Annotated in this window: 24 protein-coding genes and 1 pseudogene; 14 read left to right on the top strand and 11 right to left on the bottom strand. The window is 63.9% G+C overall.

The annotated features are described in order from the left end of the window. Window positions 1-217: pseudogene (locus IC66_RS0106070) on the bottom strand (nitrate ABC transporter permease); the annotation flags it as partial. A gap of 60 nt (window positions 218-277) precedes the next feature. Next, window positions 278-1,597, bottom strand: a complete 1,320-nt coding sequence (locus IC66_RS0106065) for a CmpA/NrtA family ABC transporter substrate-binding protein (RefSeq protein ID WP_028144314.1) — start codon at window positions 1,595-1,597, stop codon at window positions 278-280. A gap of 671 nt (window positions 1,598-2,268) precedes the next feature. Here IC66_RS0106065 and IC66_RS0106060 point away from each other — a divergent pair. Next, a complete protein-coding gene (locus tag IC66_RS0106060; protein WP_028144315.1) occupies window positions 2,269-3,108 on the top strand; it encodes a formate/nitrite transporter family protein in 840 nt (279 codons plus the stop codon). 60 nt (window positions 3,109-3,168) lie between these two features. Further along, window positions 3,169-4,905 (top strand): bifunctional protein-serine/threonine kinase/phosphatase, encoded by a 1,737-nt coding sequence (locus IC66_RS0106055; protein ID WP_049806465.1) that lies wholly within the window; start codon window positions 3,169-3,171, stop codon window positions 4,903-4,905. A 1,255-nt stretch (window positions 4,906-6,160) separates the two neighbouring features. Here IC66_RS0106055 and IC66_RS0106040 read toward each other — a convergent pair. After that, window positions 6,161-7,078: a dioxygenase family protein gene (locus IC66_RS0106040; RefSeq protein ID WP_028143051.1), complete on the bottom strand. Its 918-nt coding sequence runs from the start codon at window positions 7,076-7,078 to the stop codon at window positions 6,161-6,163. Between the two features lie 158 nt (window positions 7,079-7,236). Between IC66_RS0106040 and IC66_RS0106035 the strand changes: the two genes are divergently transcribed. Further along, window positions 7,237-8,511: a serine hydrolase domain-containing protein gene (locus IC66_RS0106035; RefSeq protein ID WP_038947007.1), complete on the top strand. Its 1,275-nt coding sequence runs from the start codon at window positions 7,237-7,239 to the stop codon at window positions 8,509-8,511. 52 nt (window positions 8,512-8,563) lie between these two features. On the opposite strand, the gene IC66_RS0106030 is transcribed toward IC66_RS0106035, so the two are convergent. The 4 genes from IC66_RS0106030 to IC66_RS0106010 form a co-directional block, all read right to left on the bottom strand. Further along, the gene (locus IC66_RS0106030; RefSeq protein WP_038947006.1) at window positions 8,564-9,883 is read right to left on the bottom strand and encodes a TRAP transporter large permease; all 1,320 of its coding nucleotides are present in this window, start codon (window positions 9,881-9,883) and stop codon (window positions 8,564-8,566) included. After that, window positions 9,880-10,395, bottom strand: coding sequence for a TRAP transporter small permease (locus IC66_RS0106025; RefSeq protein WP_038947005.1), 516 nt, complete (start codon window positions 10,393-10,395; stop codon window positions 9,880-9,882). The genes IC66_RS0106030 and IC66_RS0106025 overlap by 4 nt, the downstream gene beginning before the upstream one ends. Window positions 10,396-10,479: 84 nt before the next feature. Then, entirely contained in the window at window positions 10,480-11,478 is a 999-nt protein-coding gene (locus IC66_RS0106020) for a TRAP transporter substrate-binding protein (protein WP_018322778.1), read from the bottom strand. A gap of 394 nt (window positions 11,479-11,872) precedes the next feature. Continuing rightward, complete coding sequence (locus IC66_RS0106010; protein ID WP_038947004.1) at window positions 11,873-12,097, bottom strand: hypothetical protein; 225 nt, start codon at window positions 12,095-12,097, stop codon at window positions 11,873-11,875. Between the two features lie 187 nt (window positions 12,098-12,284). On the opposite strand from IC66_RS0106010, the gene IC66_RS0106005 reads away from it, so the two are divergent. From IC66_RS0106005 to IC66_RS0105975, 7 genes are all read left to right on the top strand, one after another. Then, a complete protein-coding gene (locus tag IC66_RS0106005) occupies window positions 12,285-13,742 on the top strand; it encodes a sensor histidine kinase (protein WP_049806466.1) in 1,458 nt (485 codons plus the stop codon). A 166-nt stretch (window positions 13,743-13,908) separates the two neighbouring features. Then, window positions 13,909-14,724 carry a FadR/GntR family transcriptional regulator gene (locus IC66_RS0106000; RefSeq protein ID WP_038947002.1) on the top strand — a complete coding sequence of 272 codons (816 nt, stop codon included), beginning with the start codon at window positions 13,909-13,911 and terminating at the stop codon, window positions 14,722-14,724. A 151-nt stretch (window positions 14,725-14,875) separates the two neighbouring features. Then, window positions 14,876-15,697, top strand: coding sequence for an ABC transporter permease (locus IC66_RS0105995; RefSeq protein ID WP_038947001.1), 822 nt, complete (start codon window positions 14,876-14,878; stop codon window positions 15,695-15,697). After that, entirely contained in the window at window positions 15,694-16,500 is an 807-nt protein-coding gene (locus IC66_RS0105990; protein WP_028143058.1) for an ABC transporter permease, read from the top strand. Before IC66_RS0105995 ends, IC66_RS0105990 begins: the two co-directional genes overlap by 4 nt. After that, on the top strand, window positions 16,497-17,255 hold the full coding sequence (locus IC66_RS0105985) for an ABC transporter ATP-binding protein (RefSeq protein WP_028143059.1): 759 nt from the start codon (window positions 16,497-16,499) through the stop codon (window positions 17,253-17,255). Before IC66_RS0105990 ends, IC66_RS0105985 begins: the two co-directional genes overlap by 4 nt. After that, the gene (locus IC66_RS0105980; RefSeq protein WP_028143060.1) at window positions 17,252-17,584 is read left to right on the top strand and encodes a hypothetical protein; all 333 of its coding nucleotides are present in this window, start codon (window positions 17,252-17,254) and stop codon (window positions 17,582-17,584) included. The genes IC66_RS0105985 and IC66_RS0105980 overlap by 4 nt, the downstream gene beginning before the upstream one ends. A gap of 4 nt (window positions 17,585-17,588) precedes the next feature. Next, entirely contained in the window at window positions 17,589-18,644 is a 1,056-nt protein-coding gene (locus IC66_RS0105975) for an ABC transporter substrate-binding protein (RefSeq protein ID WP_028143061.1), read from the top strand. A 58-nt stretch (window positions 18,645-18,702) separates the two neighbouring features. On the opposite strand, the gene IC66_RS0105970 is transcribed toward IC66_RS0105975, so the two are convergent. Then, window positions 18,703-19,434: a cytochrome c biogenesis CcdA family protein gene (locus IC66_RS0105970; protein WP_038947000.1), complete on the bottom strand. Its 732-nt coding sequence runs from the start codon at window positions 19,432-19,434 to the stop codon at window positions 18,703-18,705. Between the two features lie 206 nt (window positions 19,435-19,640). Next, window positions 19,641-19,907, bottom strand: a complete 267-nt coding sequence (locus IC66_RS0105965; RefSeq protein ID WP_028143063.1) for a hypothetical protein — start codon at window positions 19,905-19,907, stop codon at window positions 19,641-19,643. A gap of 482 nt (window positions 19,908-20,389) precedes the next feature. Between IC66_RS0105965 and IC66_RS0105960 the strand changes: the two genes are divergently transcribed. From IC66_RS0105960 to IC66_RS0105945, 4 genes are all read left to right on the top strand, one after another. Then, window positions 20,390-21,439: a LysR family transcriptional regulator gene (locus IC66_RS0105960; RefSeq protein ID WP_028143064.1), complete on the top strand. Its 1,050-nt coding sequence runs from the start codon at window positions 20,390-20,392 to the stop codon at window positions 21,437-21,439. Between the two features lie 29 nt (window positions 21,440-21,468). Then, window positions 21,469-21,840, top strand: coding sequence for a helix-turn-helix domain-containing protein (locus IC66_RS0105955; RefSeq protein ID WP_020608151.1), 372 nt, complete (start codon window positions 21,469-21,471; stop codon window positions 21,838-21,840). A gap of 272 nt (window positions 21,841-22,112) precedes the next feature. Beyond that, entirely contained in the window at window positions 22,113-22,934 is an 822-nt protein-coding gene (locus IC66_RS0105950) for an enoyl-CoA hydratase (protein ID WP_028143065.1), read from the top strand. Between the two features lie 103 nt (window positions 22,935-23,037). Further along, complete coding sequence (locus IC66_RS0105945) at window positions 23,038-23,325, top strand: hypothetical protein (RefSeq protein ID WP_028143066.1); 288 nt, start codon at window positions 23,038-23,040, stop codon at window positions 23,323-23,325. 65 nt (window positions 23,326-23,390) lie between these two features. On the opposite strand, the gene IC66_RS0105940 is transcribed toward IC66_RS0105945, so the two are convergent. Continuing rightward, a complete protein-coding gene (locus IC66_RS0105940) occupies window positions 23,391-24,470 on the bottom strand; it encodes an isocitrate/isopropylmalate dehydrogenase family protein (protein WP_038946999.1) in 1,080 nt (359 codons plus the stop codon). Window positions 24,471-24,605: 135 nt separating this feature from the next. Continuing rightward, window positions 24,606-25,673 carry an alcohol dehydrogenase gene (locus IC66_RS0105935; RefSeq protein WP_028143068.1) on the bottom strand — a complete coding sequence of 356 codons (1,068 nt, stop codon included), beginning with the start codon at window positions 25,671-25,673 and terminating at the stop codon, window positions 24,606-24,608. Between the last annotated feature and the right edge of the window lie 34 nt (window positions 25,674-25,707).

Below are 25,707 nucleotides of genomic sequence, written 5' to 3'. Positions count from 1 at the left end.
GCGGCGCGGAGCCGGCGCGACGGCAGACCAGCTCCCACACCAGCGTCAAAAGCGCGATCACGACCAGCGGCGGGATCACGCGCACGGCAGTTTCTCGCGCCATCCGCGCATAGGCTTCAGCGCGCGGCGGGCGCTTCGGTGTCAGCGCGACGACCGGTGCGGCAACGGCCGCAGGCGACGCGGTCTCGACCTCAATCTTCGTGGCAGGCATATTCATCGCAATATCTCTCCGGCTGCAAAGGACGATGCGGCCGCCCATGGGCGGCCGCTGGCTCCATCAGACTTCGACGCGCTTGATCGCGAGCGACTTCAGATAGGCTGCCGGATTTTCGGGATCGAACACCTTGCCGTCGAAGAAGGTCTCCTTGCCGCGCGAGGTGGATGTCGGGATGTCGGAGCTCGCGACGCCGAGTGTCTTGGCCGCATCCTTCCACATGTCCTCGCGGTTGACCTTGGCGATGAGCGCCTTGCTGTCGAAGCCGGCCTCGTATTTGCCCCAGCGAATGTCCTCCGTCATGAACCAGAGGTCGTGGCTCTGGAATGGATAGGAGGCATGGTCGCGCCAGTACTTCATGATGTGCGGCGAGTTCTCGACCACCTTGCCGGAAAGGCCGTAATCGAACTTGCCCTTGGCGCGATCGGCGATGTCCTCGACCGGGCAGTTGATCCACTGGCGCTTGGCCATGATGGTGGCGAGCTCCTCCTTGTTCTCCATCTTGTCGGCCCATTGCTGGGCTTCCATCACCGCCATCAGGATCGCTTTCGCAGCCTTCGGGTTCTTGTCGACCCAGGCCGCGCGCATGCCGAGTGACTTTTCCGGATGCTTGCTCCAGATCTCGCCGGTGGTGACGGCGGTATAGCCGATGCCCTGGTGCACCAGCTGCCCGGGCCAGGGCTCACCGACACAGAACGCATCCATGGTGCCGACCTTCATGTTGGCCACCATCTGCGGAGGCGGCACGGTGATGGTCTCGACATCCTTGTCCGGATCGATGCCGCCGGCGGCGAGCCAGTAGCGAACCCAGAGGTCATGCGTGCCGCCGGGAAAGGTCATCGCGACCTTGGCCGACTTGCCCTCGGCCTTCTTCTTCTCGAATGCCGCCTTCAGCAGCGAGGCATCGACGCCGACCTTGAGGTCGGCATATTCCTTGGCGACCGAGATGCACTGCGCATCGAGATTGAGCCGGGCCAGGATGTACATCGGCGTCGGCTGGTTGTTCTGCGTCACCTTACCGGCCGAGATCAGATACGGCATCGGGGTGAGGATATGCGCGCCGTCGATGCCGTTGCCCTCGGAGCCGAGCACGAGATTGTCGCGCGTGGTGCCCCAAGAGGCCTGCTTCTGCACGTCGACGTCGGGCATGCCGTATTTGGCGAACAGACCCTTGTCCTTGGCGACGAAGAGCGGGCCGGCATCGGAGAGCGCGATGAAGCCGAGCTTGGCGCCCTTGACCTCGGGGCCAGCGTCCTGCGCGAAGGCGCCGGCGGGAAAATTCAGTTTGGCGGCGGCGAGAAGTGCGGCGGTAGAGCCTGCGGCCTTCAACAATTGGCGGCGGCTGAGCCCATTGTCCGAGGGCCTGCGGGTGCGCTTGGTCATATGTCGTCCTTTGCGTCGTTGCAGAATTGATGGCGTCAGTGCACACGAGCAGCCCGTCCGTCCGGCGGCGCCGTCTTTGGCGCATGCGAACGCACGACGGGGGAGACCCCCGTCTGGTGGCGTCGGCAAGTCGGATGAGAAGTCTCGCGGGACGGCTTCAATGGCGTCGGCACGGAACTATTCAAGCTTCATGCCAAGCCCTTCATCGCCAAAAATGGCGGACAATGAAGGGGTTACGGTGACCGCGCCAGACTGCCGCACCCCCGCTCCGCACGCGAAATTTGCGGCCTGCTCAATCCTTGTGCGTCGCACAAAACTTGTGCAGCAGCCCAGGCAAAAGGCTCGGGGCACGTCGGCAGCCAACCAAGCAGCAACACATCGTATTGAGATTGCTTGATCTTTCTCGTTGGCCCGAACGGCACGCGACTTGCTTCTCCTGGGCCGTCAACGAAGACTGCGGCTCGCCGCATTGTTGCAGCCTCTGGCGGCTGCATCCCGGAAGCTCACTGCTTCGCGGCCCTCACCGGCTCAGTCCTCGTGACGCGATTCTCACGGCTTCCAACTCTCCATACCGCTCGTGCGCGGCAAGCCAGCCCGCACGGCCAAAGATGTTCAGCCGCGCTCTCGCCAGGTGCGCGTCGACCTCTCTTACGAAGCAAAAGGAACCATTGATGTCGTATCTCGCGCCTTCGGAATTCGTCACCAAGATGGTGGATGCGGGCGAGTCCAAGATCTTCATGTCCACCCGGGATACCATCATCCGCGCCTACATGGCCGGCGCCATCCTCACGCTCGCCGCATGGTTCGCCGTCACGATCAACGTCAACACGGGTCAGCCGCTGGTCGGCGCGCTCTTGTTTCCGGTCGGCTTCGTCATGCTGTACCTCCTCGGCTTCGACCTCCTGACCGGCGTGTTCGTGCTCTCGCCGCTTGCCCTGATCGACAAGCGTCCTGGCGTCACGATCGGCGGCGTGCTGCGCAACTGGGGCCTCGTGTTCATCGGTAATTTCGCCGGCGCGTTCACGGTCGCCTTCATGATGGCCTTCGTCACCACCTTCGGCTTCACGCAGCCGCCGGACAAGGTCGGGACCGCCATCGGAATCATCGGCGAAAGCCGGACGCTCGGCTACGCCGCGCACGGTGCGGCCGGCATGGCGACGCTGTTCCTGCGCGGCATGCTCTGCAACTGGATGGTCTCGACCGGCGTCGTCGGCGCCATGATCTCGACCTCGGTCCCCGGCAAGGTCATCGCGATGTGGATGCCGATCCTGGTGTTCTTCTACATGGTGTTCGAGCATTCCGTCGTGAACATGTTCCTGTTCCCGTCCGGCCTGCTGCTCGGCGCGAAGTTCTCGATCCTCGACTATCTGATCTGGAACGAGATCCCGACCGTGCTCGGCAACCTCGTCGGCGGCCTCGCCTTCACCGGCATGACCCTCTACGCCACGCACGTCATGACCCTGCCGAAGCGCCAGGTCGACAAGGCTGCAAAGCCCCGCGTCGCCGCCTGATCGAATACGTCTCGACAGGGGAGCCTCGCCCGAGCAGGGTGAGGCTCCCCTCTCCTGGTGATGACGATGACCCGCGGACTCCTGATTTCGGTCGGCCAGCACTCCGACAAGGGCCGCAAGCCCGTCAACCAGGACTTTCACGGCGTCCTCATTCCAGAGGAGCCGCTGCTCGGCCTGAAGGGCATCTCGGCGGTCCTCGCCGACGGCATCTCCTCTAGCAGCGTGAGCCAGATCGCCAGCGAGTCGGCGGTCAAGAGCTTCCTGATGGACTATTACTGCACGTCGGAATCCTGGACGGTGAAGACCTCCGCCCGCCGCGTGCTGGACGCCACCAATTCCTGGCTGCATGCGCAGACGCGCAAGAGCCAATATGCCTATGACCGCGACAAGGGCTATGTCTGCACCCTCAGCGCCATGGTCATCAAGGCGACCACCGCGCACATCTTCCATGTCGGCGACTGCCGCATCTACCGCGTCGCCGGCAAGGCGCTCGAGCAGCTGACCGACGATCACCGCATCATCGTGTCATCGGAGCAGACCTATCTCGGCCGCGCGCTCGGCATCAATCCGCAGCTCGAGATCGACTACCTGGCGTTCGAGGTCGAGGCCGGCGACACGTTCCTGCTGGCGACCGACGGCGCTTACGAATTCGTCGACGCGCGCTTCATCACGAGCGCGCTGAACGAGCACGCAGACGAGCTCGACGGTGCGGCAAGGGCGATCGTCGAGGAAGCCTACCGGCGCGGCAGCGACGACAACATCACCGTCCAGATTATCCGCATCGACGCGGTGCCGCAGCGCGAGCCGGCCGGCATCTTCAATCAGACGTCACAATTGCCGCTGCCTCCGCTGCCGGAGCCGCGCGCGATGTTCGACGGCTACCGCATCGTCCGCGAGATCCACGGCAGCAGCCGCAGCCACATCTATCTCGCCGTCGATGCCGAGACCGAGGAGCCGGTCGCGCTCAAGCTGCCGTCGGTCGATTTGCGCGACAACGCCGCCTATCTCAAGCGCTTCCTGATGGAGGAGTGGATCGCGCGCCGGATCGACAGCCCTCACGTGCTGAAGCCGCTGTCGCAGTCGCGGCGCCGCAATTATCTCTATGTCGCGACCGAATTCGTCGAGGGGCAGACCCTGAAGCAGTGGATGACCGACAATCCGCGCCCCGATCTCGAAACCGTGCGTGGCATCATTGAGCAGATCGCCGCGGGCCTGCGCGCCTTCCACCGCATGGAGATGCTGCATCAGGATCTCAGGCCCGAAAACATCCTGATCGACAAGACCGGCACCGCGAAGATCATCGACTTCGGATCGGTCAGGGTTGCGGGCGTCGCGGAGGCTGCGCCACGGGACGAGGCCGACGAAATCCTGGGCACGGTTCAGTATACGGCGCCGGAGTATTTTCTCGGGCAAGGCGGCTCGCCGCGCTCCGACATGTTTTCGCTGGCAGTGATCTGCTACCAGATGCTGACCGGAAAGCTTCCCTACGGCGCCCAGATTGCCAGGACCCGGCGCAAGGCGGACGTGCGGAGGCTCAAATATCGCTCCGCCGACGACGACCGCAATGTGCCGGCCTGGATCGACGGCGCGCTCCGCCGCGCGCTGCATCCCGATCCCTACAAGCGGCACGAGGACCTGTCCGAATTCGTCTTCGAGCTTCGCACGCCCAATCCAGCCTATCTGGACACGCGGATCACGCCGCTATTGGAGCGCAGCCCGCTGATGTTCTGGAAGCTGACCTCCGCGGCACTCGCCTGCGCCGTCGTCGTGCTGCTGGCGCTGCTGCACGCCCGCTAGGGCCGAAGCGTCAGCTTCTGGCGGTCATGGGGAAATTCTATCGAGGTCTCCCCTGGATCAATCTTTTGTCGGACGCGTTCATCGGCGCCGACTATCTGCCAGCGTAATAGCGCCTGCAGCCACTAGGACAATGATGATGACCGTGGCGAGCGCCTCCACCGAGGCAAGGGTGTCGTACCAGCTGTTCCAAAGCTCAAGCATGCGCTGGCCTCTATCGAGCGCCGCCCATCAGCGATAGACTACACTTTCTCAGAAAGGACGCGCCTTCGCGCGCAAGCACAATGCTGCGTTTCGCCGCGTGCCTTTTGATCGCGCGGCAACGTGACCCATGCCGAAGATGTTGACCAACTGTGAAGTGGTTTACATCCTTGGGGTCTTGGCTCGGGCTAAAGTGGCGAAGGCTTCTTACTTTGAAGGAGGCATCCAATGCTCGCGGCAATCAGATGGAACTCCCGATATAACGCTCGCGAATGGGTGATGAAGGCTGGGGCGCTCGTCGTCCAACTCCGCGCACCGAATGCAAACCGACAGACCGGTGAAAGTAAGTCGAGGCGGCCACTCTGGAAACACTTCGACGACACCCATCATTGGGACGCAACCGCGGAGGAATGGGTCCCAAACCCTGACCGGTGATCGCAACGCATTGTGCGCACACCGACCGAATTCGGAGACTTCAAGCTGCCCGTTGCTGACGGGCCCGTCTAGCGGTGAGGCGGCGTCTTGACTTGCTCTGACATCCGTATCACGGACTGACGCAGTCGGCCCTACGGGGCTTGATCGTAGGCCTGCAGGATCCTGACAAAATCAGCCATGCTGGATCGATCTTGGCTTTCAGCCATAGCCGCAATCTGAGTATTGGACGCGGGTCGGCTTCCCTGCCAGAACCGCATCAAGAGATCGGCGATGTTTCTCATGGTGTACTCTCTGCACCAACCATGGCAATAAGCATCAGTTGAGCGGCAAAGCGCCCGCTAGTTCGGAAGAAGGGCCGGCGGGCGCTACGCCGCCGGCCTTGTCCCGCAACTGCCGGCTCACAGGGCCGGTTCCGTTGCTTTCCACTCTGGATGCATCGGTAACACCAAGCACTTGGTCGGCGCCATCGCGCGCAGGTATGAAGTGACCATACCTAGGTAGACTTGGGTTGGTGAATCGGGATCAGTCGACCAAGTGTAGGTTTAATCGCTGGTAGGTTGACGACTTGCGTGGATGGCCCAACTCGTACGCGCCCGGACTGCCCCGGCATTCCGGCGGGCCATCAGGCCCGCTCCACAGCCTTCACCCCGAGCGGCGTCGGCGCCATGCCGCCGCCGGGCTTGAGGTGGAATTCGTAGGTCATCAGATGCCACTGACCGTTCGCCTTGGAGCCGTCAGGCATCGCGGGATCGTTGCGCGGCTCGACCTTGGCGACGAGATCATCCTTGACCCCGAACACCACGTCGGAATCCAGATATTTGTCGCCGTCCATGAAGACGTGCGTGATCAGGGGCTCGTATCCCCTCGCGTTGACCAGGAAGTGCACATGCGCCGGGCGCATCGGATGACGCTTGGTCTGCACGATCATCTCGCCGACCGGGCCGTCGGTCGGGATCGGATAGCTGCATGGCAAAATGGTCCGGAAGAAGAAGCGGCCGTCGTTATCGGTGATGAAGCGCGCCCGCGCCGAAGCGCCGACCTCGTCATAGTTCGGCTTCTGGGAATCGTAGAAGCCGTCGTCATCGGCATGCCAGACGTCGACGGGGACATTGGCCAGCGGCTTGCCCTGGAGGTCGGTGACGCGGCTCTGCACGAACATCCGCTCGCCGGTTTGATTGTTCGGCGAGATGTCGGTGCCGTGCGCGGTCACCTTGTGCTCGCCGACATAGAACGGGCCGAGCACCGTGGTCTGGGTGGCGCCGTCGCGGTCGCGATGGTTGACCGCGTCGACCAGCATGGAGACACCGAGCACGTCGGACAGCAGGATGAACTCCTGGCGGGTGTCGGTGCATTTCTGACCGGTGCGGGTCAGGAAATCGATGGCGTAGTCCCATTCCTCGAAGGTGAGACCCGTCTTGCTCACGTAATCGTGCAGCGACTTCACCAGTTCCTGGAGCAGGAATTTGGCGCGCGGATTGGGCGTGCTGTCGAAGCTCTTCACGACGGCCTGGGTGAGATCAGTCTCGTTGAACTGGGTCATGATGGTTTGCCCTGCGTTTTCTCATTGGCCCCGGGGGGCTTGGAGGCGTTCCAGGGGCCAGCCTACACCAGTCGGCCCGCTCGCGCTAAGCGCGAGCGGCTTGGAATGGGGCCGTCATTTGGCTATCAACGGACCGACAAAACTGCCCGGAGGAACTGATGCTCGCCCCCACCCCCGCCTCGCCCGAATCCGTCGGCATGTCCAAGGCCGCGCTCGACCGCATCGATGCGCATCTGAGGAAACGGTACATCGATGCCGGCCGCTTCCCCGGCACGCATCTTCTCGTCTACCGCCGCGGCAAGGTCGCGCACAGCTCGGTTCAAGGCTTTGCCGACGTCGAACGCAAGCTGTCGGTCAAGGACGACACCATTTACCGCATCTATTCCATGACCAAGCCGCTCACCAGCGTCGCCTTCATGATGCTGGTCGAGGAAGGCCTGGTCGCGATCGACGAGCCCGTCGCCAAATACATTCCGGAATGGAAGGATCTCGGCGTGTTCATCGCCGGCAACTCGCCGGCCTTTCTGACCCGGCCGCCGTCCCGGCCGATGCTGATCGTCGACCTCCTGCGCCACACGTCCGGCCTCACCTACGGCTTCCAGCAACGCTCCAATGTCGATGCCGCCTACCGCACTGAAAAGATCGGCGAGGTCGAGAAGTCGGGCACGCTCCAGACCATGATCGAGGCTCTGGCCAAGATCCCGCTGGAATTCTCGCCGGGCGAGGCCTGGAACTACTCGGTCGCAACCGACGTGCTCGGCTATCTCGTCGGCAAGATCTCGGGAATCCCCTTCGAGCAATTCCTGAAGCAACGCATCCTCGACCCGCTCGGCATGACCGACACCGACTTCCACGTGCCGGCCTCCAAGGCGCATCGGTTCGCGGCCTGCTATTCCGCAGATCCCGGTGGCGGCATGACCTTCCATGCCGGCCAGCGCCGCGAAGGCCTGACACTTCAGGACGATCCGACAACGAGCTCGTTCCTCACCCCGCCCTCCTTCATCTCCGGCGGCGGCGGCCTCTGCTCGACGGTCGCAGACTATCTCACCTTCTGCCGCGCACTGCTCAACGGCGGCGAGCTCGGCGGTATCAGGCTGATCGGACCGAAAACGCTGGCCCTGATGACCAGCAACCACATTCCGGGCGGCCGCGCCCTGCCCGAAGTGTCGCGCTCGCTGTTCTCCGAGGCCGCCTATACCGGCATCGGCTTCGGTCTCGGCTTCGCGGTGACCATGCGCCCCGCAGAGACGCTGATCGCCGGCAGCCCCGGCGAATACAATTGGGGCGGCGCGGCCACGACCTCGTTCTGGATCGATCCGGCCGAAGAGCTGATCGCGATCTTCATGACGCAGGTGCTGCCGTCGAGCGCCTACCCGATCCGGCGCGAGCTGCGCAGCATGGTCTACGCCGCGATCACCGAGAGCAATCTGTAACCAATCCAGCCGATCCCGCGGCCCACCGCCGCGGGATCGCGCCATCAGACGCTCATTTGAGCATCTCCGGCACGATCAGGCGCGGCAGGAACAGCGACACGCTTGGCCAGACGATGACGGCCGCGAGCACGAGCAGCATCGGGATCAGCATGATCACCGTGTCCTTCAGAGCATAGCGCAGCCGCACGCCGGCGATCGAACAGGCGATCATCAGACACAGGCCGTAGGGCGGCGTCACCAGTCCGAACGCCAGCGACACGATGGAAATGATCGCGAACTGGACCGGATGGAGATCGACGGACCTGGCCAGTGGTTCCAGCACGGTGCCGACGATGACGATCGCCGGGATGGCGTCGAGGAAGCAGCCCACCACCAGAAAGCAGAAGGCGATGAAGAAGCCGGCTGAGACAGTGCCCATGCCCCATGTCGAGACGTTGGCCAGCAGCTCCTGAGGGATCTTGTAGTAGGCGAGCAGCCAGCCGAACGCACTTGCGGTGCCGACGCAGAACAGAGCCACGCCGGCAAGGCGCCCGGTGTCGAGCAGGGCCTTGTACAATTCCCGTATGCCTGTCTCCCGATAGAAGAACGCCGACAGCGCGACGGAATATAGCACCGCGACGCAGGCGGACTCGGTTGCGGTGAACCAGCCGAGCAGAATGCCCCCAACGATGATGAAGGGCGTCATCAGCGCCGGAATTGACTTCCAGATGGCGCATCGCATCTCGACCCAGCTTGCCTTCGGATAGGTCGGGTAGCCGCGGCGCACTGCATAGACGTGCACCGTCGCCATCTGCGCGCCCGCGATCAGCAAACCCGGCACGATGCCGGCCAGATACATCGCCGCAATCGAGGTCGAGATCAGCCCGCCCCACACGATCATGAGGATCGACGGCGGGATGATGACCGCCAGGACCGCTGACACCGCGGTGATGGCAATCGAGAACGAGAGATCGTAGCCCTCCTTGGTCTGTGCATCGATGAAGATCTTTGACTGGCTCGCTGCATCAGCGGTGGAGGAGCCCGAGATGCCGGCAAAGAATACCGACAGCACGACATTGATCTGCGCCAGCGATCCGGGCCAGTGCCCGACCATCGAGCGCGACAGCGCCACCAGGCGATCGGTGATGCCGCCGATGCTCATCAGGTTGGCCGTCAGCAGGAAGAACGGCACCGCGAGCAGGATGAATGAATTGTAGGCGTTGAAGGTTTCCTGCGCGAGCATCATCATCGAGAGATGAGGCTCGATCAGCAGAATCGGCACGCAGGCAAGGCCGAGCGCGAAGGCGACCGGCACGCGCACGATGAGCAGGCCGATGAAAACCCCGAACAGCACCATCGCGGCCTGTCCGGCGGAGAGTACATTGCCGCTCATCGCCCTGCCCCAACCAGAATGCGCATTTCATCGATGATCTGTTCACCCGCAAAGATGATCCACGTCACGCCGGTCACAGGCCAGGCGACGTGAATCAGCCAAAGCGGCAGATCGGCCAGCTCTGAAGTCCTGTTCCAGGCAAAGCGGGTGAACTCGAGGCCGGCCGATACGAACACCAGCGCCAGCGCCAGTATGCCGAGCCGCGCGAGGATTCGCACCGCGGCCTCCGACCGCCGCGACAGGTCAGGCCACACATCGACCTCGAAATGCTGCGCTTCGCGCACGCCGACCATGGCGCCGATCATGATCGTCCAGACGAACAGGAAGCGCGCCATCTCCTCCGTCCAGATGTAGGACGGAATGAAGGGCGTGTAGCGTGAGATGATTTGCAGCGTGACCGGAACAACCAGGACGCCGACGCAGGTGGCCAGCAGGAATTCCAGCAGCTTCGCATAGGCCGCCGATACGCGGCGCCACAGCGACGGTGTGGACGGGACGGGCATTTCAGACATTGGGGCTCCGTGCAGCAGCTCATCCGCCAGCTCCGGGCAAGAAGCGGGGCTTGCCCGGACGTGCTGTCGGCGGACGCAAAGACCTCAGACGACGTTGATCTTCTCGAAAATGCCCTCCGCACCGATTTCCTTGGCGTAGGTGGCCATCACGGGGTCGGCAAGCTTCTTCATGGCGTCCCGCTCCTCGAAGGGAACGCGCTTGAGCTTGCCGGCCTTCTCGAGCGTGTCGAGCTTGACGACCTCTTCGCTCGACTCGAGCTGACGGCCGTAGTCGCCGGCCTCCTTGCCGGCCTTCATGATCGCGTCCTGCAGCTCCTTCGGCAGGGTCTTCAGCGTCTTCACCGAGAAGCAGATCGGCCGGATCGACACGGCGTGCTGGGTCAGGTTGAGATGCGGAGCGACTTCGTAGAACTTCATCGCCTCGACGCCGGCCGCCTCGTTTTCGCCGGCCGATATCACACCGTTCTGGATCGCGTTGTAGATCTCATTATAGGCGATCACCGTCGGGCTCATGCCGACCGCCGCAAAGGTCTTCGACCAGATCGGCGCGCCCTGCACGCGAACCTTGAGTCCCTTGAGATCGGCGAGATTCTTGAGTGGCTTGTTGGCGAAGATGTTGCGGATGCCGCCGCCGGAATAGCCGATCAGGACGACCTCGGCCTTCGCCGCGACCTCGTCGGCGATCGGCGCCAGGATATTGGCTTCGACGACCTTGTTCATGTGCTCGATGCCCTTGAACACGAAGGGCGCGTCGATGAAGGGGGCGGCCTTGGCGAAGGTCGACATGTGAGCCGGCGAGACGATGCCGTAATCGACCGCCTTGCCCTGCGACATGTACTCGAAATACTGCTTCTCGAGGCCGAGCGAGGAGTTCCTGTGCAGGGTGAAGTTGACGGGCTTGCCGTAGTACTTCTTCACCAGCTCCTCGAACCGGAGCAGTGCCCGGTTGAAGGCGTGGTCGTCGTTGAACTGGACCGCGCCGTTCAGCGAGATCGGCGCTTGCGCCCTGAGGATCGACGGCATCCCAATCGTGGCCGCCGCAGTGGTCGCACCGATACCAGCGAGAAATGACCTTCGCTTCATCGTCTCCCCTCCCTTTGATGCTCCGGCCCTGTAGCCGGGCCGTGAGCGCAGCCGGTATGCGGCTTGCGAAATGGAAGCGTATGAAAAACGTCGGCCGGACGGAAGTCATTTCGCGTGCGCTGGAGGTACTCTTCGTCGCAGGGTTACGCCCGGCACACCTGCTGCACTGCAACTCGCGCTCCTGCCGGCGCGGCCAGTCCGTATGGGCGCAGTCGCACTCTCGTAGGAGGCGGACCACGAGCGGACCTGTGCGCTGCACGCACGGACCCGCTCGCCCGTTACTGCTGGCCTAGTGCATATGCCCGATCAGATAGATGCCGCCGCCGATCACCAGCACGGCCGGCACGGCCCACAAGATCATTACCGGCATTTGTCATCCTCCTCAGTTTGCTCCTCAGTTAGACGTGCAGACCTTCACGGTCTTCATGCCGCTTTCAGCTTCGGTCCGCGGTTTGTAGATCGTACCCGACGGGCTGACGACGGTCATCGTCATGTCCGTCGGCTTCTTGTCGACGACGGTGCACTTCTTCGTCTTGACGTCCTGCACGACGTAGAACTCGTCGGCTGCGAACGCGGGCAGGGACAATGCAGTTAGCATCAACGCTGCAGGCGCGGACATCCCGGACTGCGCTGCAACATCTCGTTTCCGAACCGCTCGCCATCTGCGAAAAACATGGCGCCACGCAAGTCTCGCACGTATGGTCTGCCCAAAATCATAATCCGGCGCCGCTGCGCCGGAACCGGGACGCCCGCGTTTGTCAAAGCTCACCCTGCCGGTCCGGCTCGCTCTTCTGGTGACGGGAACGATGTTGCCGCTGATCGTCTTTGCGGTTGGCATTGTGTTCTACAATTACAAGCAGGATCGAAGCGACGCGACCCGCCGAGTGCTGGAGAACGTGCGCAGCATGCGCCTCGTGCTCGACTCCGAGGTGCAGCGGATGACCGGCGGCTTGCAAGTGCTTGCACTGACGAATTCGCTTCGTAACGACGACTTCCAGAACTTCCGCCGCATCGCGCTCGGCTTCCTCGACCAATATGGCAAGGGCGGGCTGGTGCTGATCTCCGATCGCAAGGGCCGGCTGCTGTTTTCCTCCGCAACGGAAGACACCGCTAGCCTGCCGCCACGCGGCCATCTCGAGATCGTCGAAAAAGTCTTTGCGACCAGGTCGCCGCAATATTCCGACCTGTTCACCGGCGCGATCAACGGGCGGCAGGTGCTCACCGTCGAGGTTCCGGTGTTCCGCGACGGCGAGGTGATCTACGACCTCTGCTTCAGCCCACCGATCAGCATCTTTCAGGAACTGGTGGAGAAGCAGCGGCCCGACCGGCTCTGGACGGTGACTCTGCTCGACACCAAGGGCATCGTGTTTGCACGCGCGCCGAACCCCAGCGAGACCTTCGGCAAACGCCCCTCGCCCTCGCTCTATGCCGAGATGTTCCGCCGCAGCGAGGCATCGCTCCCGACGGTGTCGCTCGACGGCATCGCTCTGGCCGCGGCCTACACACGATCGCGGCTGACGGGCTGGACGATCGCCGCCGGCGTCGACGAAAGCTCCCTGATCGCGCCGCTCTGGCGCAACATCGCGATCACCAGCCTGATCGGCGGCATCCTGCTGCTGACCGGCCTGACCTTCGCGGTCAGGATGGCAACCACGATCGCGCGCGGCGAGATGCTGCACAATCTCCTGATCGACGAGCTCAACCATCGCGTCAAGAACACGCTGGCCTTGATGCAGGCGATCGCGGTGCAGACCTTCCGCAGCGCCAGCCGGGACGAGCGGACGAAATTCGAGGGACGGCTCGGCGCACTGGCCGAAGCGCATAATCTGCTGAGCCAGGAGAAATGGGCGGGCTCCGAGCTGCGGGAGGTGATCGCCCGTGCGCTTCAGCCGTTCCTGATGAACAGTCCTGACCGCATCCGCATGGCCGGACCCGCCGTGCCGCTGTCGCCGCGGCTCGCCGTGGTGCTGTCGATGATCGTGCACGAGATCGCCACCAACGCCGCGAAATATGGCGCGCTGTCCAACGAGACCGGCCGGGTGACGCTGGACTGGGAGATCATCGCCGATGCTCCGAAACCGCGGCTGCGCCTGATCTGGACCGAGATCGGCGGACCGCCGGTGACCGCGCCGGTACAGCGCGGCTTCGGCTCGCGCCTGATCGAGCGCAGCGCACGCGACCAGCTCGGCGGCGAGGCCACCGTCGACTTCCTGCCGCGCGGCGTGGTCTGCACGGTGGTCTGTACGCTGGACGAGGCGCGGTAGCCGCTCCGGGCCTGGCGCCATATCGCAGCGCAATACAGCCTTCCTGCGACAATTGCGCTCGCCCCACGCAATCATCCGATGTTAAACATCGGATGATTGTGAAGCTGCCGGCGGCGGCCAATACAAATGAACCGGCCGCGAGAGGCCGGCGGGGAGAAACAAACCGGTGGCAAGAGCGCGGCCGAGCCCAGCCGACAAACTGATCAAGCCCGGCCGCATCCGCGCCGTGCTGACGACGCTTGGCCGCGAGATCGCCCAGGATCTCATTCCCGTCGGTACCACCCTGCCGCCGGAGCCGGAACTCGAAGCCCGTTTCGGCGTAGGGCGCGGCGTGGTGCGCGAGGCGATCAAGACGCTCGCCGCGAAGGGCCTCGTCAGCGTGCGACCGCGCCACGGCACGCAAGTGCTGCCGCGCCACGAATGGAGCCTGCTCGATCGCGACGTGCTGAGCTGGCTCGTCGGCCAGGACGAACCGGATCGCGACCTCCTGCTGGCAATCCAGGAGGTGCGCTCGATCATCGAGCCTGCAGCCGCAGCGCTTGCGGCCGAACGCGCGACAAGGAACGATCGCTGGCGGATCGATACGGCCTTGGCCGCGATGCAGACCGCAAAGGACCAGGCCAGCGCCCTCGCCGCCGACAAGGCCTTTCATCTTGCCATCCTGGATGCGACCCATAACCCGGTGTTGCAGGGCTTTCGCAGCGCGATCGACACCATCCTGAGCACCGTCTTCACCGTCGCCGTCGGGAGCCCCGGGGGCTGGTTCAAGGATAATTTGCCGAACCACGTGGGGGCAGCGCGGGCTATCGAGAGCGCCAACCCCGAGAAGGCGCGCGCCGCGATGGAACGCCTGCTCGGCTATACCCGATTGAAGCTCTCGAACCGGAAGACGGTCATCGCCGCGGCAACTCGCAACGGGTCAGCCGTGCGCGCGGCCAGGACGTCGAGCGTCAAGAGCAGGAGGAAACGTCGTGGACCGTGACAGGAAGGGCTCGCCCCACATCCACGCTCCGCCCGGGATCGCGGTCGTGGCAACCGACGGGCGGCCGCGATCGCGCGAGACACGGTGACGATGTCAGGAATGATCAGCGTGAAATGCCGGCACAGGCATAGCTGAGCGTCAGGGAGGTCAAATGCAGGTGACGGGCAGTCTGAAAGGTCGATCGTCGCGATTGATCCGCAGCGTCAATTCGCTGGCGGGCGCTGCGATGTTCGTCGCGCCGCTGCTTGCGCTGGTGGCGATCTGGGCGATCGTCGTCCCGCTGTTCAACGTCAATCCGCGCGTGTTTCCATCGGTCGGTGCGGTCGGCGCGGCCGCCATGGAGTCGATCCGCGACGGCACGCTGTTCGCCCATGTCGGCGCCAGCCTTTTGCGCGTCGGCCTCGGCACGCTGATCGGCATCGCCACCGCCGTGCCGCTCGGTATCGCCATGGGCGTGAGCCCGACGGTGGCGGCCTTTCTCACGCCGCTGTTCCGCTTCTTCTCGGTGCTCGCCGGCATCGCCTGGATCCCGATCGCGACCTTATGGTTCGGCTACGGCTTCGGCGCGATCGTCTTCGTGATCTTCAACGCCGTGTTCTTCGTCGTCGCCTACAACACCCTGCTCGGCGTCAGGACCATTCCGCACACGCTGCGCAATGCTGCCGCCTCGCTCGGCGCCGGCCGCTGGGCGCTGCTGACCGAAGTATTGCTGCCGGGCGCGCTGCCCAACATCGTCACTGGCATCCGCACCGGCCTGGGCTTTGCCTGGCGCGGGCTGATCGCCGCCGAGATGATCGCGACCAATGTCGGGCTCGGCTACATGCTGTTCGTCGCACGCGATTTCTACCGCACCGAAGTGATCGTGTTCGGCATGATCGTGATCGGCGTGCTCTGGCTATTGATCGACCGTCTGCTGCTGGTCCCGCTGGAACGCGCGACCATCGAACGCTGGGGCTTGGTGAGGCGCGCATGAACCTGCTGCTGCAAATCTGGGGCGACTATACCCGCCTGACCCGGCGCTGGCCCGGGGTCGCCGCCATCATTCCGTTCATCCCGGTGCTGGCGTTGTGGACGGCGGTCAGCGAGGCCGGGGTGTTTCCGCGAGCGTTCTTCCCCGGCCCCGCCGATGTGCTGCGCGCGTTCTTCACGCTCACCTACAAGGGGATCCTGCCCGACTATCTTCAGGACAGCCTGATCCGGCTCGCAACCGGCGCCGCCGTCGGCATGGCGCTCGGCATTCCCTTGGGCATCCTGATCGGCACGAGCCGCTGGGCACACCGGATCTGCTGGCCGGTGCTGCTGTTCTTCCAGGCCATCGGCGACATTGCCTGGCTGCCGATCCTCTTGATCTGGTTCGGCTTCGGACTGACGACGATGACTTTCGTCATCGTCTACACCGTGCTGTTCCCGGTCGTGCTCAACACCGTGCTCGGGGTTGAATCCGTGCCGCGCGACCTCGCGCGCGCCGCCCTCAGCCTCGGTGCCTCGCGCGCGCGGGTGCTCTGGGAGGTGACGCTGCCGGGGGCGCTGCCCAACATCATCACGGGCCTGCGCAACGGCCTCGGTTATGGCTGGCGCGCGCTGATCGCGGTCGAGATGATCGTCGGCACATCGGGCATCGGCTTCATGATGTTCGATGCCCGCCGCGCCGGCTCTACCGTGGAGATTCTGCTCGGCATGATCATTCTCGGATTGCTCTGGTACATCGTGGACGCCTGGGTCCTCGCGCCGCTCGAGCGCGTGACCGGCCAGCGTTGGGGATTGGTGACATCATGAAGACGCTTTCGCTGCGCAATCTCGGCAAGACCTATTTCGATCCTTACGCAGGCGCGCATGTCACCGCCGTTCACGACGTCTCGCTGGACGTCGAGCCCGGCGAGTTCATCTCCGTGGTCGGCCCGTCCGGCTGCGGCAAGACGACAATCCTCAACATGATCGCCGGCTTCATCCCCTATTCGAAGGGGGACATCCTGCTCGACGGAAAGCCGGTGCACGGGCCCGGCCCCGAGCGTGGCGTCGTGTTCCAGTCGTTCGCGCTGTTTCCCTGGAAGACGGTGCTCGACAATGTCGGCTTCGGCCCGAAGATGCGCGGCGTGCCCAAGGCCGAGCGCGACCGCATCGCGCGCGAATATCTCGCGCTCGCGGGGCTGTCGCACGCGGCGCACCGCTATCCAAACGAGCTCTCCGGCGGCATGCAGCAGCGCGTCGGCGTGGTGCGCGCACTCGCCAACAATCCCGACGTCCTGCTGATGGACGAGCCGTTCGCCAGCGTCGACGCGCAGACGCGCATGACGCTCCAGGAGGAGCTGACCCGGATCTGGCAGGAGCGCAAGCCGACGGTGATCTTCATCACCCATGACGTGCCCGAAGCGGTGTTTCTCGCCAACCGCGTGGTCGTGCTGTCGAAGGGACGCGTGCTCGACGAGATCGCGGTGGACCTGCCGCGGCCTCGCGTCTGGGACGACCTCGTCAAGGACGACCACTTCAAGCAGCTCTCGGCGCGGGTGCTCCAGATGGTGCGCGCGGCATGAGCATCGCCTCCGACGTCCTGCGCTCGCCCAAGGGCCGCATCGTGCTCGGCGCCATTGCCGCATGGGCGCTGTTTCAACTCTGGTTGACGGTTGCCGCGCCGGGAAAGATCTCGCCGGAGCTCACGGGCACATCGGAAAAAGTGAACGTGCAGATCGAGCTGCCGTTCACGCCGGAGCGCTTCCACGTGCTCGCATTCCAGCAATATGGACGCGTCTCGGGAACGGATGAGCATTCGATCGAGCTACGCGGCGTCAAACGAACGGACCTCAACGCCGTCGCCCGCCCCTATTGGGTGACGGCGGTGGGGCCGATAAAAGAGGGAGGCTGAGAATATGAAACGACTCTTGCTGCTCGGAATCGCGCTCTTGGCCGGCATGGTGCCGGCGAGCGCCCAGACCCCGACGAAACTGAAGGCCGGCATGGTCACCGGCATCGACCAGATCGGCCTGCCGATCGCACTCGAGCGCGGCTTCTTCGAGAAGTACGGGCTCGATGTCACGATCGCACGCCCCTACGCGACCGGCGTCGACGCGCTGAACGCACTGCAAGCCGGCGAGAGCGAGATCGTGCAGGTCGGCGTGCCCATGATCGGCGCCGTGCTGCGCGGCATGGATCTTGTCGCACTCGGCAATTACAGCGGCAACGCCACCAAGGCCGGCTCCGATGCCACCATGGCGATCATCGCGCGTGAAGGTTCAGGCATCGTCAAGGGTGACCTGTCGACGCTCAAGGGCAAGAAGATCGCGGCCTCCTTCGGCACGATCAATCATCTCTACATCCTGGCGACGCTGGAGAAGGCCGGGCTGAAGCCCGATGACGTGACGCTGGTCAACACGCCGCCGCCGGACATGACCGTCGCCCTGCTCGCCAAGGGTATCGACGCGTTCTCGGGCTGGGATCCCTGGCCGATCGTTGCAGGCAAGGATGTGCCCGGCGCGGTCGAGATCATCAGAGGCGGCGACGTGATCTCCTATATCGGCTTCAACGTCGCGCTTCGTCCCTGGGTGCAGGCCAACGGCGAGACCATCGAGAAATTCCTCGCTGCCGTCTCCGAGGCCGATCAATGGATGCGCAAGAATCCGAAGCAGGCGGCGCAAGTCGCCACACGCTGGATTCCCGGCCTCAAGCAGGACGTCGCCGAGGCTGCGATGCAGTTTAACATCCAGCAGGCGGACCGTCGGCTGTCGGCGAACAATTACCGTGCGCTGTGGAGCGCCGAGGATCGGCTCTCCCGCCTCGGCATCCTCAAATCGACCTTTGACGTCAATGCGCATATCGAGCCGAAGCACATTCTCAAGGTCATGAAGGATCGTCCCGAACTGTTCACCGACCTGCCGCCGATCCCGGAGACGGCGGCGATCTCGCCGGGCTACGTGTTCAAACCCTGAGCAACTGCACACGGGGACGCCGGCGCGATCAGCGCGCCGGCATTTTCCGGATCAAGCCCTACCCGATGGTCTGCAGCGCCGGGAACGTCTCCAGCAGCCAGATGCTCACATTCGAGACCGCGCCGGTGAGAAAGCCGATGCCGGTGATCACCATCAGGACGCCCATGGCGCGCTCGACATTGACGAGATGTCCCTTCATCCGCGCGAACAGTGCCGAGAACTGCTCGATCATCAGCGCGGCGATCAGGAAGGGAATGCCGAGACCGGCCGAATAGACCGCGAGCAGCCCCGCGCCCTTCGTCACCGTAGCCTCAGCGGCCGCGATCGAAAGGATCGCGGCGAGGATCGGGCCGATACAGGGCGTCCAGCCGAAGGCGAAGGCGAGCCCCATGATGTAGGCGCCCCAGAGGCCGACCGGTTTGGGGATCGGCAGCCGTCCCTCGCGCATCAACAGGCCGATGCGCGTCAATCCGAGAAAGTGCAGGCCCATGATGATGATGACGATGCCGGCGAGGATCGACAACTCCGCCGACCAGGCGCGGATCAGCCCACCGACCAGCGAGGCGCTGGCGCCGAGCGCGACGAACACCGTGGAGAAGCCGAGCACGAACAGGAGCGCCGACATCATGATCGCGCGCTTGGAGGCCGAGCCCGGCTCGTCGCTCTCGACATGCTCGATCGTGGCGCCCGTAAGATAGATCAGATAGGGCGGGACCAGGGGCAGGACGCAAGGCGAAAGGAAGCTGACGAGGCCTGCAATCAGCGCCGCCGGGATCGAAACATTTTGCATGATGCCGTCTGAGCCATCTCAGGCCCCGGTGCGGCGCGCCGGGAATGCGCGCGGCCCGGAGCCGAACCGGCTCTGGTGTAACCGATGCCGGAGAATGCGCAACAGAGGCGCATCAAACCAGGGCTCCTCCCGATGCCGCCTGCGATCACAGGTGCGGCATCGGGACGCGCACAAACCTCGCCAAAAAGCGAGATTCGGCGGCGCGGCTACTTCACCACGCGGAGCAGCGGACGCCGGGGCTGGTCCTGCGTCTGCTTGGAAGGGGACGGCGGCTCGCTCGCAGCGCTCCGCAGCATTTCGTCGCACAGTGCCTTGAGATCGGCACTGTCAATTCCTTTGAGTTTCATCCTGACGTCGAGGATGACAATGGACAGCAGCTCGGCCGACTCACGGCTGTCGCACGCGTTGAGAACCCTGCGGCACCCCTCGAGCGTTTCCAGCACCGACTGCAACTGTTCGTCTGAATGCGACACCGGCGTTCTTTCCGTTAATTCGGCCTGCGAGACGTGTTGGTGACGACCCCTTCGGCCCCCATGGAATACGGAGGATAGCACGAGGCCACAGCGCCTCTGAACCTGATTTCAGTGGGTTTCTGCCGCGGAACTGCGGTTCCGGCTAACATCGCCGCGCTGCTCCGTTGGCCATGGTCGAAACGGTCCGAGAGCAAACGCCCCGCGCCCTGTGATTGATCCATTGAGAGAGATGGCGCCGGCTTTCGCGCAAGCACACTCATTGCCGACAGCGCCTGCAATCCCGCAGCCATTTCACGGCTCGCAACGGCACTCACGCCACACCCCTCATCCGGGCAATGGCCTGCCCGATTCCCAACCCTTGGCAGCATTCAGATACCACCCACGAGGTAGTAAGGATGACGTTCAAAACTCATCATCCCCCAACCCGCAGTGGTTGTGGTTTGCGCCAGATTCTGCCAGTTTAGCTAACCGAAGGGACTTGTATGCACTCCTTGGCGGAAAGGGGCGTTCCTGTGGCGGAACGCCCAAAGACAAATCTCAGCGGCCTCTCTGATTGGGATGCCGCCCGCATATTCCTTGAAGTCGTCCGATGCGGGAGTTTCCGATCGGCGGCCGAGCGCCTGTCGCTGTCGATCAACGCCGTGCGCCGGCGAATCGACGATTTCGAACGCCAGACCGGCACCACACTCTTCACCCGCGACGTCCATGGCACCCATCTCACCGATGAGGGCGCGCTGGTGGTCTCCGCCGTCGAGCGCATGGAGGCCGCCACCTTCGACGTACTGCGCGCCAGCGATTCGATGGCCAACGCCCTGTCCGGCGAGGTGCGAGTCGCCGTTACTGAGGGGCTCGGCACGTTCTGGCTCGCCCCGCGCCTGGTTGAATTCCAGCAGGCCTATCCGAAGATCCTGGTCGACCTGCATTGCGCGATGCGCTCGGCCGACGTCTCGCGCCACGAAGCCGACGTCGCCATCCATCTGTCGCGTCCCTCGGCGCTCGACATCAAGCTAGTGCGGCTCGGTCGCATGCATCTGATGTTCTGGGCCTCCGAGAAATACATCGAGAAGCATGGCGCGCCGCGCTCGGCGGCGGAATTGATCAAGCATCGCCTGGTGCTGCAATTCGCCGACCAGCTTGCCGCCAAGGAATCCTTCGAGAGCTTCTTCCCGGGCGTATCGGAACGTGACCTTCTGGTCATGAAGACCAACGTCTCAAGCGCCAACTACTGGGCGGTCGCGAATGGCGCCGGCATCGGCGTCTTCCCGAGCTACGCCATTGCGCTTGGCGGGAGGTTGATTCCACTGGAGGTCGAGTTGAACCGACCGCTGGATATCTGGTTGTCCTACCATCCCGGTAGCGGCCGTATTCCGCGTGTGCGGCACATGATTGATTGGCTGATCGAAGCTTTCAGTCCGGCTCGCTTCCCGTGGTTTAAGGAAGAGTTCGTGCATCCGCATGAATTCAAGGACTCGTATATGGGCGAACCCCTGACCCAGCTCTTCGGGGGATTTTCAACCGAAGAACAAAGGTGAAAACGAAGATGAAAGCAGCGGCGAAAAGAATGAAGCAGCGCAGTGCTGGCAAGCCGGACATCGAGCTTGGCAAGCGGATTCGTCTGCGGCGCGTCGAGATGAAGATCTCGCAGGCCGAGCTCGGCGAGAAGCTTGGCGTCAGCTTCCAGCAGGTTCAGAAATACGAGAAGGGCGTCAATCGCGTCGGCGCGGCTCGTCTGCAGCAGATCGCTTCCGCCCTCGACGTGCCCGTGACCTTCTTCTACGACGGTGACAACAAGGCGCGCGAAGTCGAGAGCCTGCTGTTCCTCGATTCGGCCTTCAGCCTCCGCCTGCTGCGCGCCTACAGCAAGATCAAGGACCAGACCGTGCAGCGTCAGTTGGTCTCGCTGATGGAATCGATCGCGGCGAACGAGAGCTGAGACCGGTCGACGGTCTGGCCTTTGCGGCCGATCTTCAATCCGCCGCGTCGCGGGGACGCGGCCGGATTGAACGATCATATTCCGGCTCGCGCGCTTGCGCGCGGCCTTTGCGGGGCGGCACGACCGCCCCTTTTCTTTGCGCGCGCGACACTCGGGACGACGCGCCATGCAATCCCGCTACAGGCGGATGCAGACTCGCCCACCCTGCCGCGGTTGACCCCGGAAGCGCCAGCGCAGCACATTGCCCCTCGCACATGACGAGCGAGCAAGCGATGTCCGACATATTCAGCACGACCGGTACACCCTACGCGGACGGCAAGATTCTCCAGCACACCACCGACGGCGTCGGCGTGATCACCTTCAACAATCCCGACAAGCGCAACGCGATGTCGCTGGAGATGTGGGAGGGATTTGGCGAGGCCTTGACGAGCCTGCGCGACGACGAGACGGTGCGCGTCGTGGTCCTGCGCGGAGCCGGCGGTAAGGCCTTCGTCTCCGGCGCCGACATCAGCCAATTCGAGAAGACTCGCCACAACGCGGCAGCGTCCGAGGAATATGCCAGGCGTAGCGCCGCCCAGCGCGCACTGCTCGCAGACTATCCCAAGCCGACGATTGCCTGCATCGACGGTTTTTGCCTCGGCGGCGGCATGCAGGTCGCCATGCTCGCCGATATCCGCATCGCCGCGCACGACAGCCAGTTCGGCATTCCCGCGGCCAAGCTCGGCATCGCCTATGGCTTTGACGGCCTGCGGCACCTGGTTTCGCTGGTCGGCCCGTCCTGGGCGCGGCTTCTGATGTACACGGGCATGCGCATCGATTCCGCCGAAGCGCTGCGCATTGGCCTTATCGAGCGCGTGTTCCCGGTCGACGAGCTCTGGGGCGAGACCATGACGATTGCCGAGACGATCTCGCAGAACGCCCCGCTCGCGATCAAGGCCGCCAAGATCACCATCGCGCAGGTGCTGAAGGATGAGAGTCAGCGCGACATGGACGCGATCAAGGCGATCGGCAATGCCTGTATGGACAGCGCAGACTTTCGCGAGGGCCGGCAAGCCTTCATGGAAAAGCGCAAGCCACAGTTCCAGGGGCGTTGAAGCTGAACCGACGTTCAGGAAGATTAAATTCCTCGTGCAGCTCCGCGCGGTAGCAACTAGTTGATCTGACGAAAGTTCTCCCGCCACAACGAGGGAGATCGCGATGACACTGAAATCTGCTGTTCTTGCTCTGGCTGCCATCGGCGGTGTGGCGCTCGCGTCGGGCGAGGCGCTCGCAGCCATGCCGAATGGCATCCCGCAGGCGGACAAGATTGCAAGCGGTCCGGCCGCTGACGTGGATCAGGTGCGCTGGGTGTGCAACCCCTGGGGCCGCTGCTTCTGGCGTCCGAACTATTACGGCGCCTACGGCTATTACGGCGGCCCGCGACGCTTCTACGGCCCGCGCCCGTGGGGCTGGGGCCATCGCCACCACCATTGGCGCCGCTGGTGAACGACAAAGGGGCCGCGAGGCCCCTTTTCTTTTGAGATGAACCGGCGCCGCGGCTCGGCTGCTTCTCAGAGCGCCGCCAGCACCGCTTTGGTGATGTCGGCAGTCCCGTTGCTGCCGCCGAATTCCATCGGCTTGATGCCGCCGGCATAGACCTGATCCACCGCACGCTCGATCGTCTCGCCGGCCTCCGCCGCGCTCTCGACGCCGTGCTTGTCGGCGAGCCAGTCCAGCATCATCGCCGCCGACAGGATCATGCCAGTGGGATTGGCCTTGCCCTGCCCCATGATGTCGGGCGCGGTGCCGTGGCAGGGCTGGAACACGGCATATTTGTCGCCGATGTCCGCCGACGGCGCCATTCCGAGGCCGCCGATCAGGCTCGCAGTGATGTCGGAGACGATGTCGCCGAACATGTTCTCCATCACCATCACGTCGAAATCCCAGGGACGCTTCACCAGCATGGCCGAGCAGGCATCAACATAGAGCCGATCGGTCTTCACGTCGGGATGCTTCTTGGCGATCTCATCGAAAATGCCGCGAAAGAACGCGAACGCCTTGAACACGTTCGCCTTGTCGACGCAGGCAAGCGCGCCGGGCTTGCCGCGCGCCTTGCGCCGCTCGGCGAGGCGAAACGAGAAATCGAACAGGCGCTCGGATGTCCTGCGTGTGATCACCATGGTCTCGCGCGCGTCCTCATGGGTGACGACGCCCTTGCCCATCGAGGCGAACAGGCCTTCGGTCGATTCCCGGATCACGACGAGATCGATGCCGCGCGCATCAGCGCCGACGATCGGGCTCGGCACGCCCGGAATAAGGCGCGCCGGTCGCACGCCGGCATAGAGATCGAAGATGAAACGCAGCTCGATCTGCGGCGCGATCTCGGTATTGTCGGGGTAGCGCACCGACGGCAGGCCGCAGGCGCCGAGCAGGATTGCGTCCGCCTCCTCGCACAGCTTGATGGTCGAGTCAGGCATCGACTTGCCGGTGGCAAGATAATTGTTGGCGCCGGCGGGTGCTTCAGTGAAACGGAAGCGCAAATCCGATTTCTGCTCGATCTTGCGCAGCACCTCGACGGCCGGCGCCATGACTTCGGGACCGATGCCGTCACCGGCGAGCACGGCAATGTGGAAGGCGTTGTTTGCGGACATTTAAGGCCTCAAGGAAAGGAGCTAGCCAAGTCGTCATTGCGAAGAACTCTTGCGACGAAGCAATCCAGACTGTGTCCACGGAGGGATTTCTGGATTGCTTCGCTGCGCTCGCAATGACGGAGGAGAGAGTGTTCGCTACGGCGTCAGCACCGTGCGCCCGACCACCGCGCCCTGCTGTAATTGCACCAGCGCATCGTTGGCCTTGGCGAGCGGCGCCGTGGTCACCGGGATCGGCGGCACCTTCTTGGTGCGGACGAGGTCGAGCAACTCCTGCGTCTCGCGCAGGTTTCCGACATAGCTGCCCTGGATCGTCACCGCCTTGATCGGAATCAGCGGCAGCGCCCAGGTTGCGCCGCCGCCGAACAGGCCGACGATCACGAGTTTGCCGCCCTTGGTCAGGCAGTCGAATCCAAGCTGCGTCGTCGCGGCATTCCCGACGAGGTCGATCACGGCACGGATCGGCCCGCCCGCCTTCTTGGCGAGTTGCTCCAGCGCATCCGGCGCCTTCGGGTCGACGGTGGCGAGCGCGCCGGCCTTCTCCGCCGCTTCGCGCTTCCTGGCATCGATATCGACCATGATCGCGCCCTTGCCGCCCATGGCTTTCAAGAGCGACAGTGCCATCAGGCCGAGCCCGCCGGCGCCGAACATCACGATCGGCGTGTCGAAATGCTGCTCAACCTTTTTCAGCGCGCTGTAGGTGGTGACGCCCGAGCAGGCATAGGGCGCGGTCGTTGCGGGATCGAGTCCCCTGAGATTGAGCAGATAGCGCGGATGCGGCACCAGCATGTGATCGGAATAGCCGCCGTCGCAATAGACGCCGAGCGAGCGCGGCGTCAGGCACATGTTCTCGTCACCGGCGAGGCACGTCGCGCACTTGCCGCAGCCAATCCAGGGATAGACCAGCCCGACATCGCCGAGCTTGAGGTCGCCCTGGTCGGTCGGTTTCACGTCAGGGCCGAAGGCCAGGATTTCGCCGACCGTCTCGTGACCCATGGTCAGCGGCAGATTGATGCCGCGGTCCTTCAGCGAGAGCGGCTTGCGGCCATGGCCGAGATCGTAGCCGCCCTCCCAGATGTGGAGGTCGCTGTGGCAGACGCCGGCGGCCTTCACCTTGATCAGGACCTGCGTGCCCGAGGGCTGCGGCGTCGCCTCGTCGAACTCCTGCAGCGGCGCCTTGAAATCGGCGACCTTGAAACTCTTCATCGGCGTTCTCCCGGCATGCTTCTCGTTGTCGCGC

The organism is Bradyrhizobium genomosp. III, from assembly GCF_000261705.1.
Lineage (GTDB): Bacteria > Pseudomonadota > Alphaproteobacteria > Rhizobiales > Xanthobacteraceae > Bradyrhizobium > Bradyrhizobium ottawaense.
The sequence above is the reverse complement of the archived record's forward strand: the minus strand, read 5'-3'. Positions and strand labels throughout refer to the sequence as shown.

Bases quoted from the DNA above. Each gene is read 5' to 3' on its own strand.
- IC66_RS0106065 (WP_028144314.1), bottom strand. From the start codon at position 1,597: ATGACCAAGCGCACCCGCAGGCCCTCGGACAATGGGCTCAGCCGCCGC.
- IC66_RS0106060 (WP_028144315.1), top strand. From the start codon at position 2,269: ATGTCGTATCTCGCGCCTTCGGAATTCGTCACCAAGATGGTGGATGCG.
- IC66_RS0106055 (WP_049806465.1), top strand. From the start codon at position 3,169: ATGACGATGACCCGCGGACTCCTGATTTCGGTCGGCCAGCACTCCGAC.
- IC66_RS0106040 (WP_028143051.1), bottom strand. From the start codon at position 7,078: ATGACCCAGTTCAACGAGACTGATCTCACCCAGGCCGTCGTGAAGAGC.
- IC66_RS0106035 (WP_038947007.1), top strand. From the start codon at position 7,237: ATGCTCGCCCCCACCCCCGCCTCGCCCGAATCCGTCGGCATGTCCAAG.
- IC66_RS0106030 (WP_038947006.1), bottom strand. From the start codon at position 9,883: ATGAGCGGCAATGTACTCTCCGCCGGACAGGCCGCGATGGTGCTGTTC.
- IC66_RS0106025 (WP_038947005.1), bottom strand. From the start codon at position 10,395: ATGTCTGAAATGCCCGTCCCGTCCACACCGTCGCTGTGGCGCCGCGTA.
- IC66_RS0106020 (WP_018322778.1), bottom strand. From the start codon at position 11,478: ATGAAGCGAAGGTCATTTCTCGCTGGTATCGGTGCGACCACTGCGGCG.
- IC66_RS0106010 (WP_038947004.1), bottom strand. From the start codon at position 12,097: ATGTCCGCGCCTGCAGCGTTGATGCTAACTGCATTGTCCCTGCCCGCG.
- IC66_RS0106005 (WP_049806466.1), top strand. From the start codon at position 12,285: ATGTTGCCGCTGATCGTCTTTGCGGTTGGCATTGTGTTCTACAATTAC.
- IC66_RS0105995 (WP_038947001.1), top strand. From the start codon at position 14,876: ATGCAGGTGACGGGCAGTCTGAAAGGTCGATCGTCGCGATTGATCCGC.
- IC66_RS0105990 (WP_028143058.1), top strand. From the start codon at position 15,694: ATGAACCTGCTGCTGCAAATCTGGGGCGACTATACCCGCCTGACCCGG.
- IC66_RS0105985 (WP_028143059.1), top strand. From the start codon at position 16,497: ATGAAGACGCTTTCGCTGCGCAATCTCGGCAAGACCTATTTCGATCCT.
- IC66_RS0105980 (WP_028143060.1), top strand. From the start codon at position 17,252: ATGAGCATCGCCTCCGACGTCCTGCGCTCGCCCAAGGGCCGCATCGTG.
- IC66_RS0105975 (WP_028143061.1), top strand. From the start codon at position 17,589: ATGAAACGACTCTTGCTGCTCGGAATCGCGCTCTTGGCCGGCATGGTG.
- IC66_RS0105970 (WP_038947000.1), bottom strand. From the start codon at position 19,434: ATGCAAAATGTTTCGATCCCGGCGGCGCTGATTGCAGGCCTCGTCAGC.
- IC66_RS0105960 (WP_028143064.1), top strand. From the start codon at position 20,390: ATGCACTCCTTGGCGGAAAGGGGCGTTCCTGTGGCGGAACGCCCAAAG.
- IC66_RS0105955 (WP_020608151.1), top strand. From the start codon at position 21,469: ATGAAGCAGCGCAGTGCTGGCAAGCCGGACATCGAGCTTGGCAAGCGG.
- IC66_RS0105950 (WP_028143065.1), top strand. From the start codon at position 22,113: ATGTCCGACATATTCAGCACGACCGGTACACCCTACGCGGACGGCAAG.
- IC66_RS0105945 (WP_028143066.1), top strand. From the start codon at position 23,038: ATGACACTGAAATCTGCTGTTCTTGCTCTGGCTGCCATCGGCGGTGTG.
- IC66_RS0105940 (WP_038946999.1), bottom strand. From the start codon at position 24,470: ATGTCCGCAAACAACGCCTTCCACATTGCCGTGCTCGCCGGTGACGGC.
- IC66_RS0105935 (WP_028143068.1), bottom strand. From the start codon at position 25,673: ATGAAGAGTTTCAAGGTCGCCGATTTCAAGGCGCCGCTGCAGGAGTTC.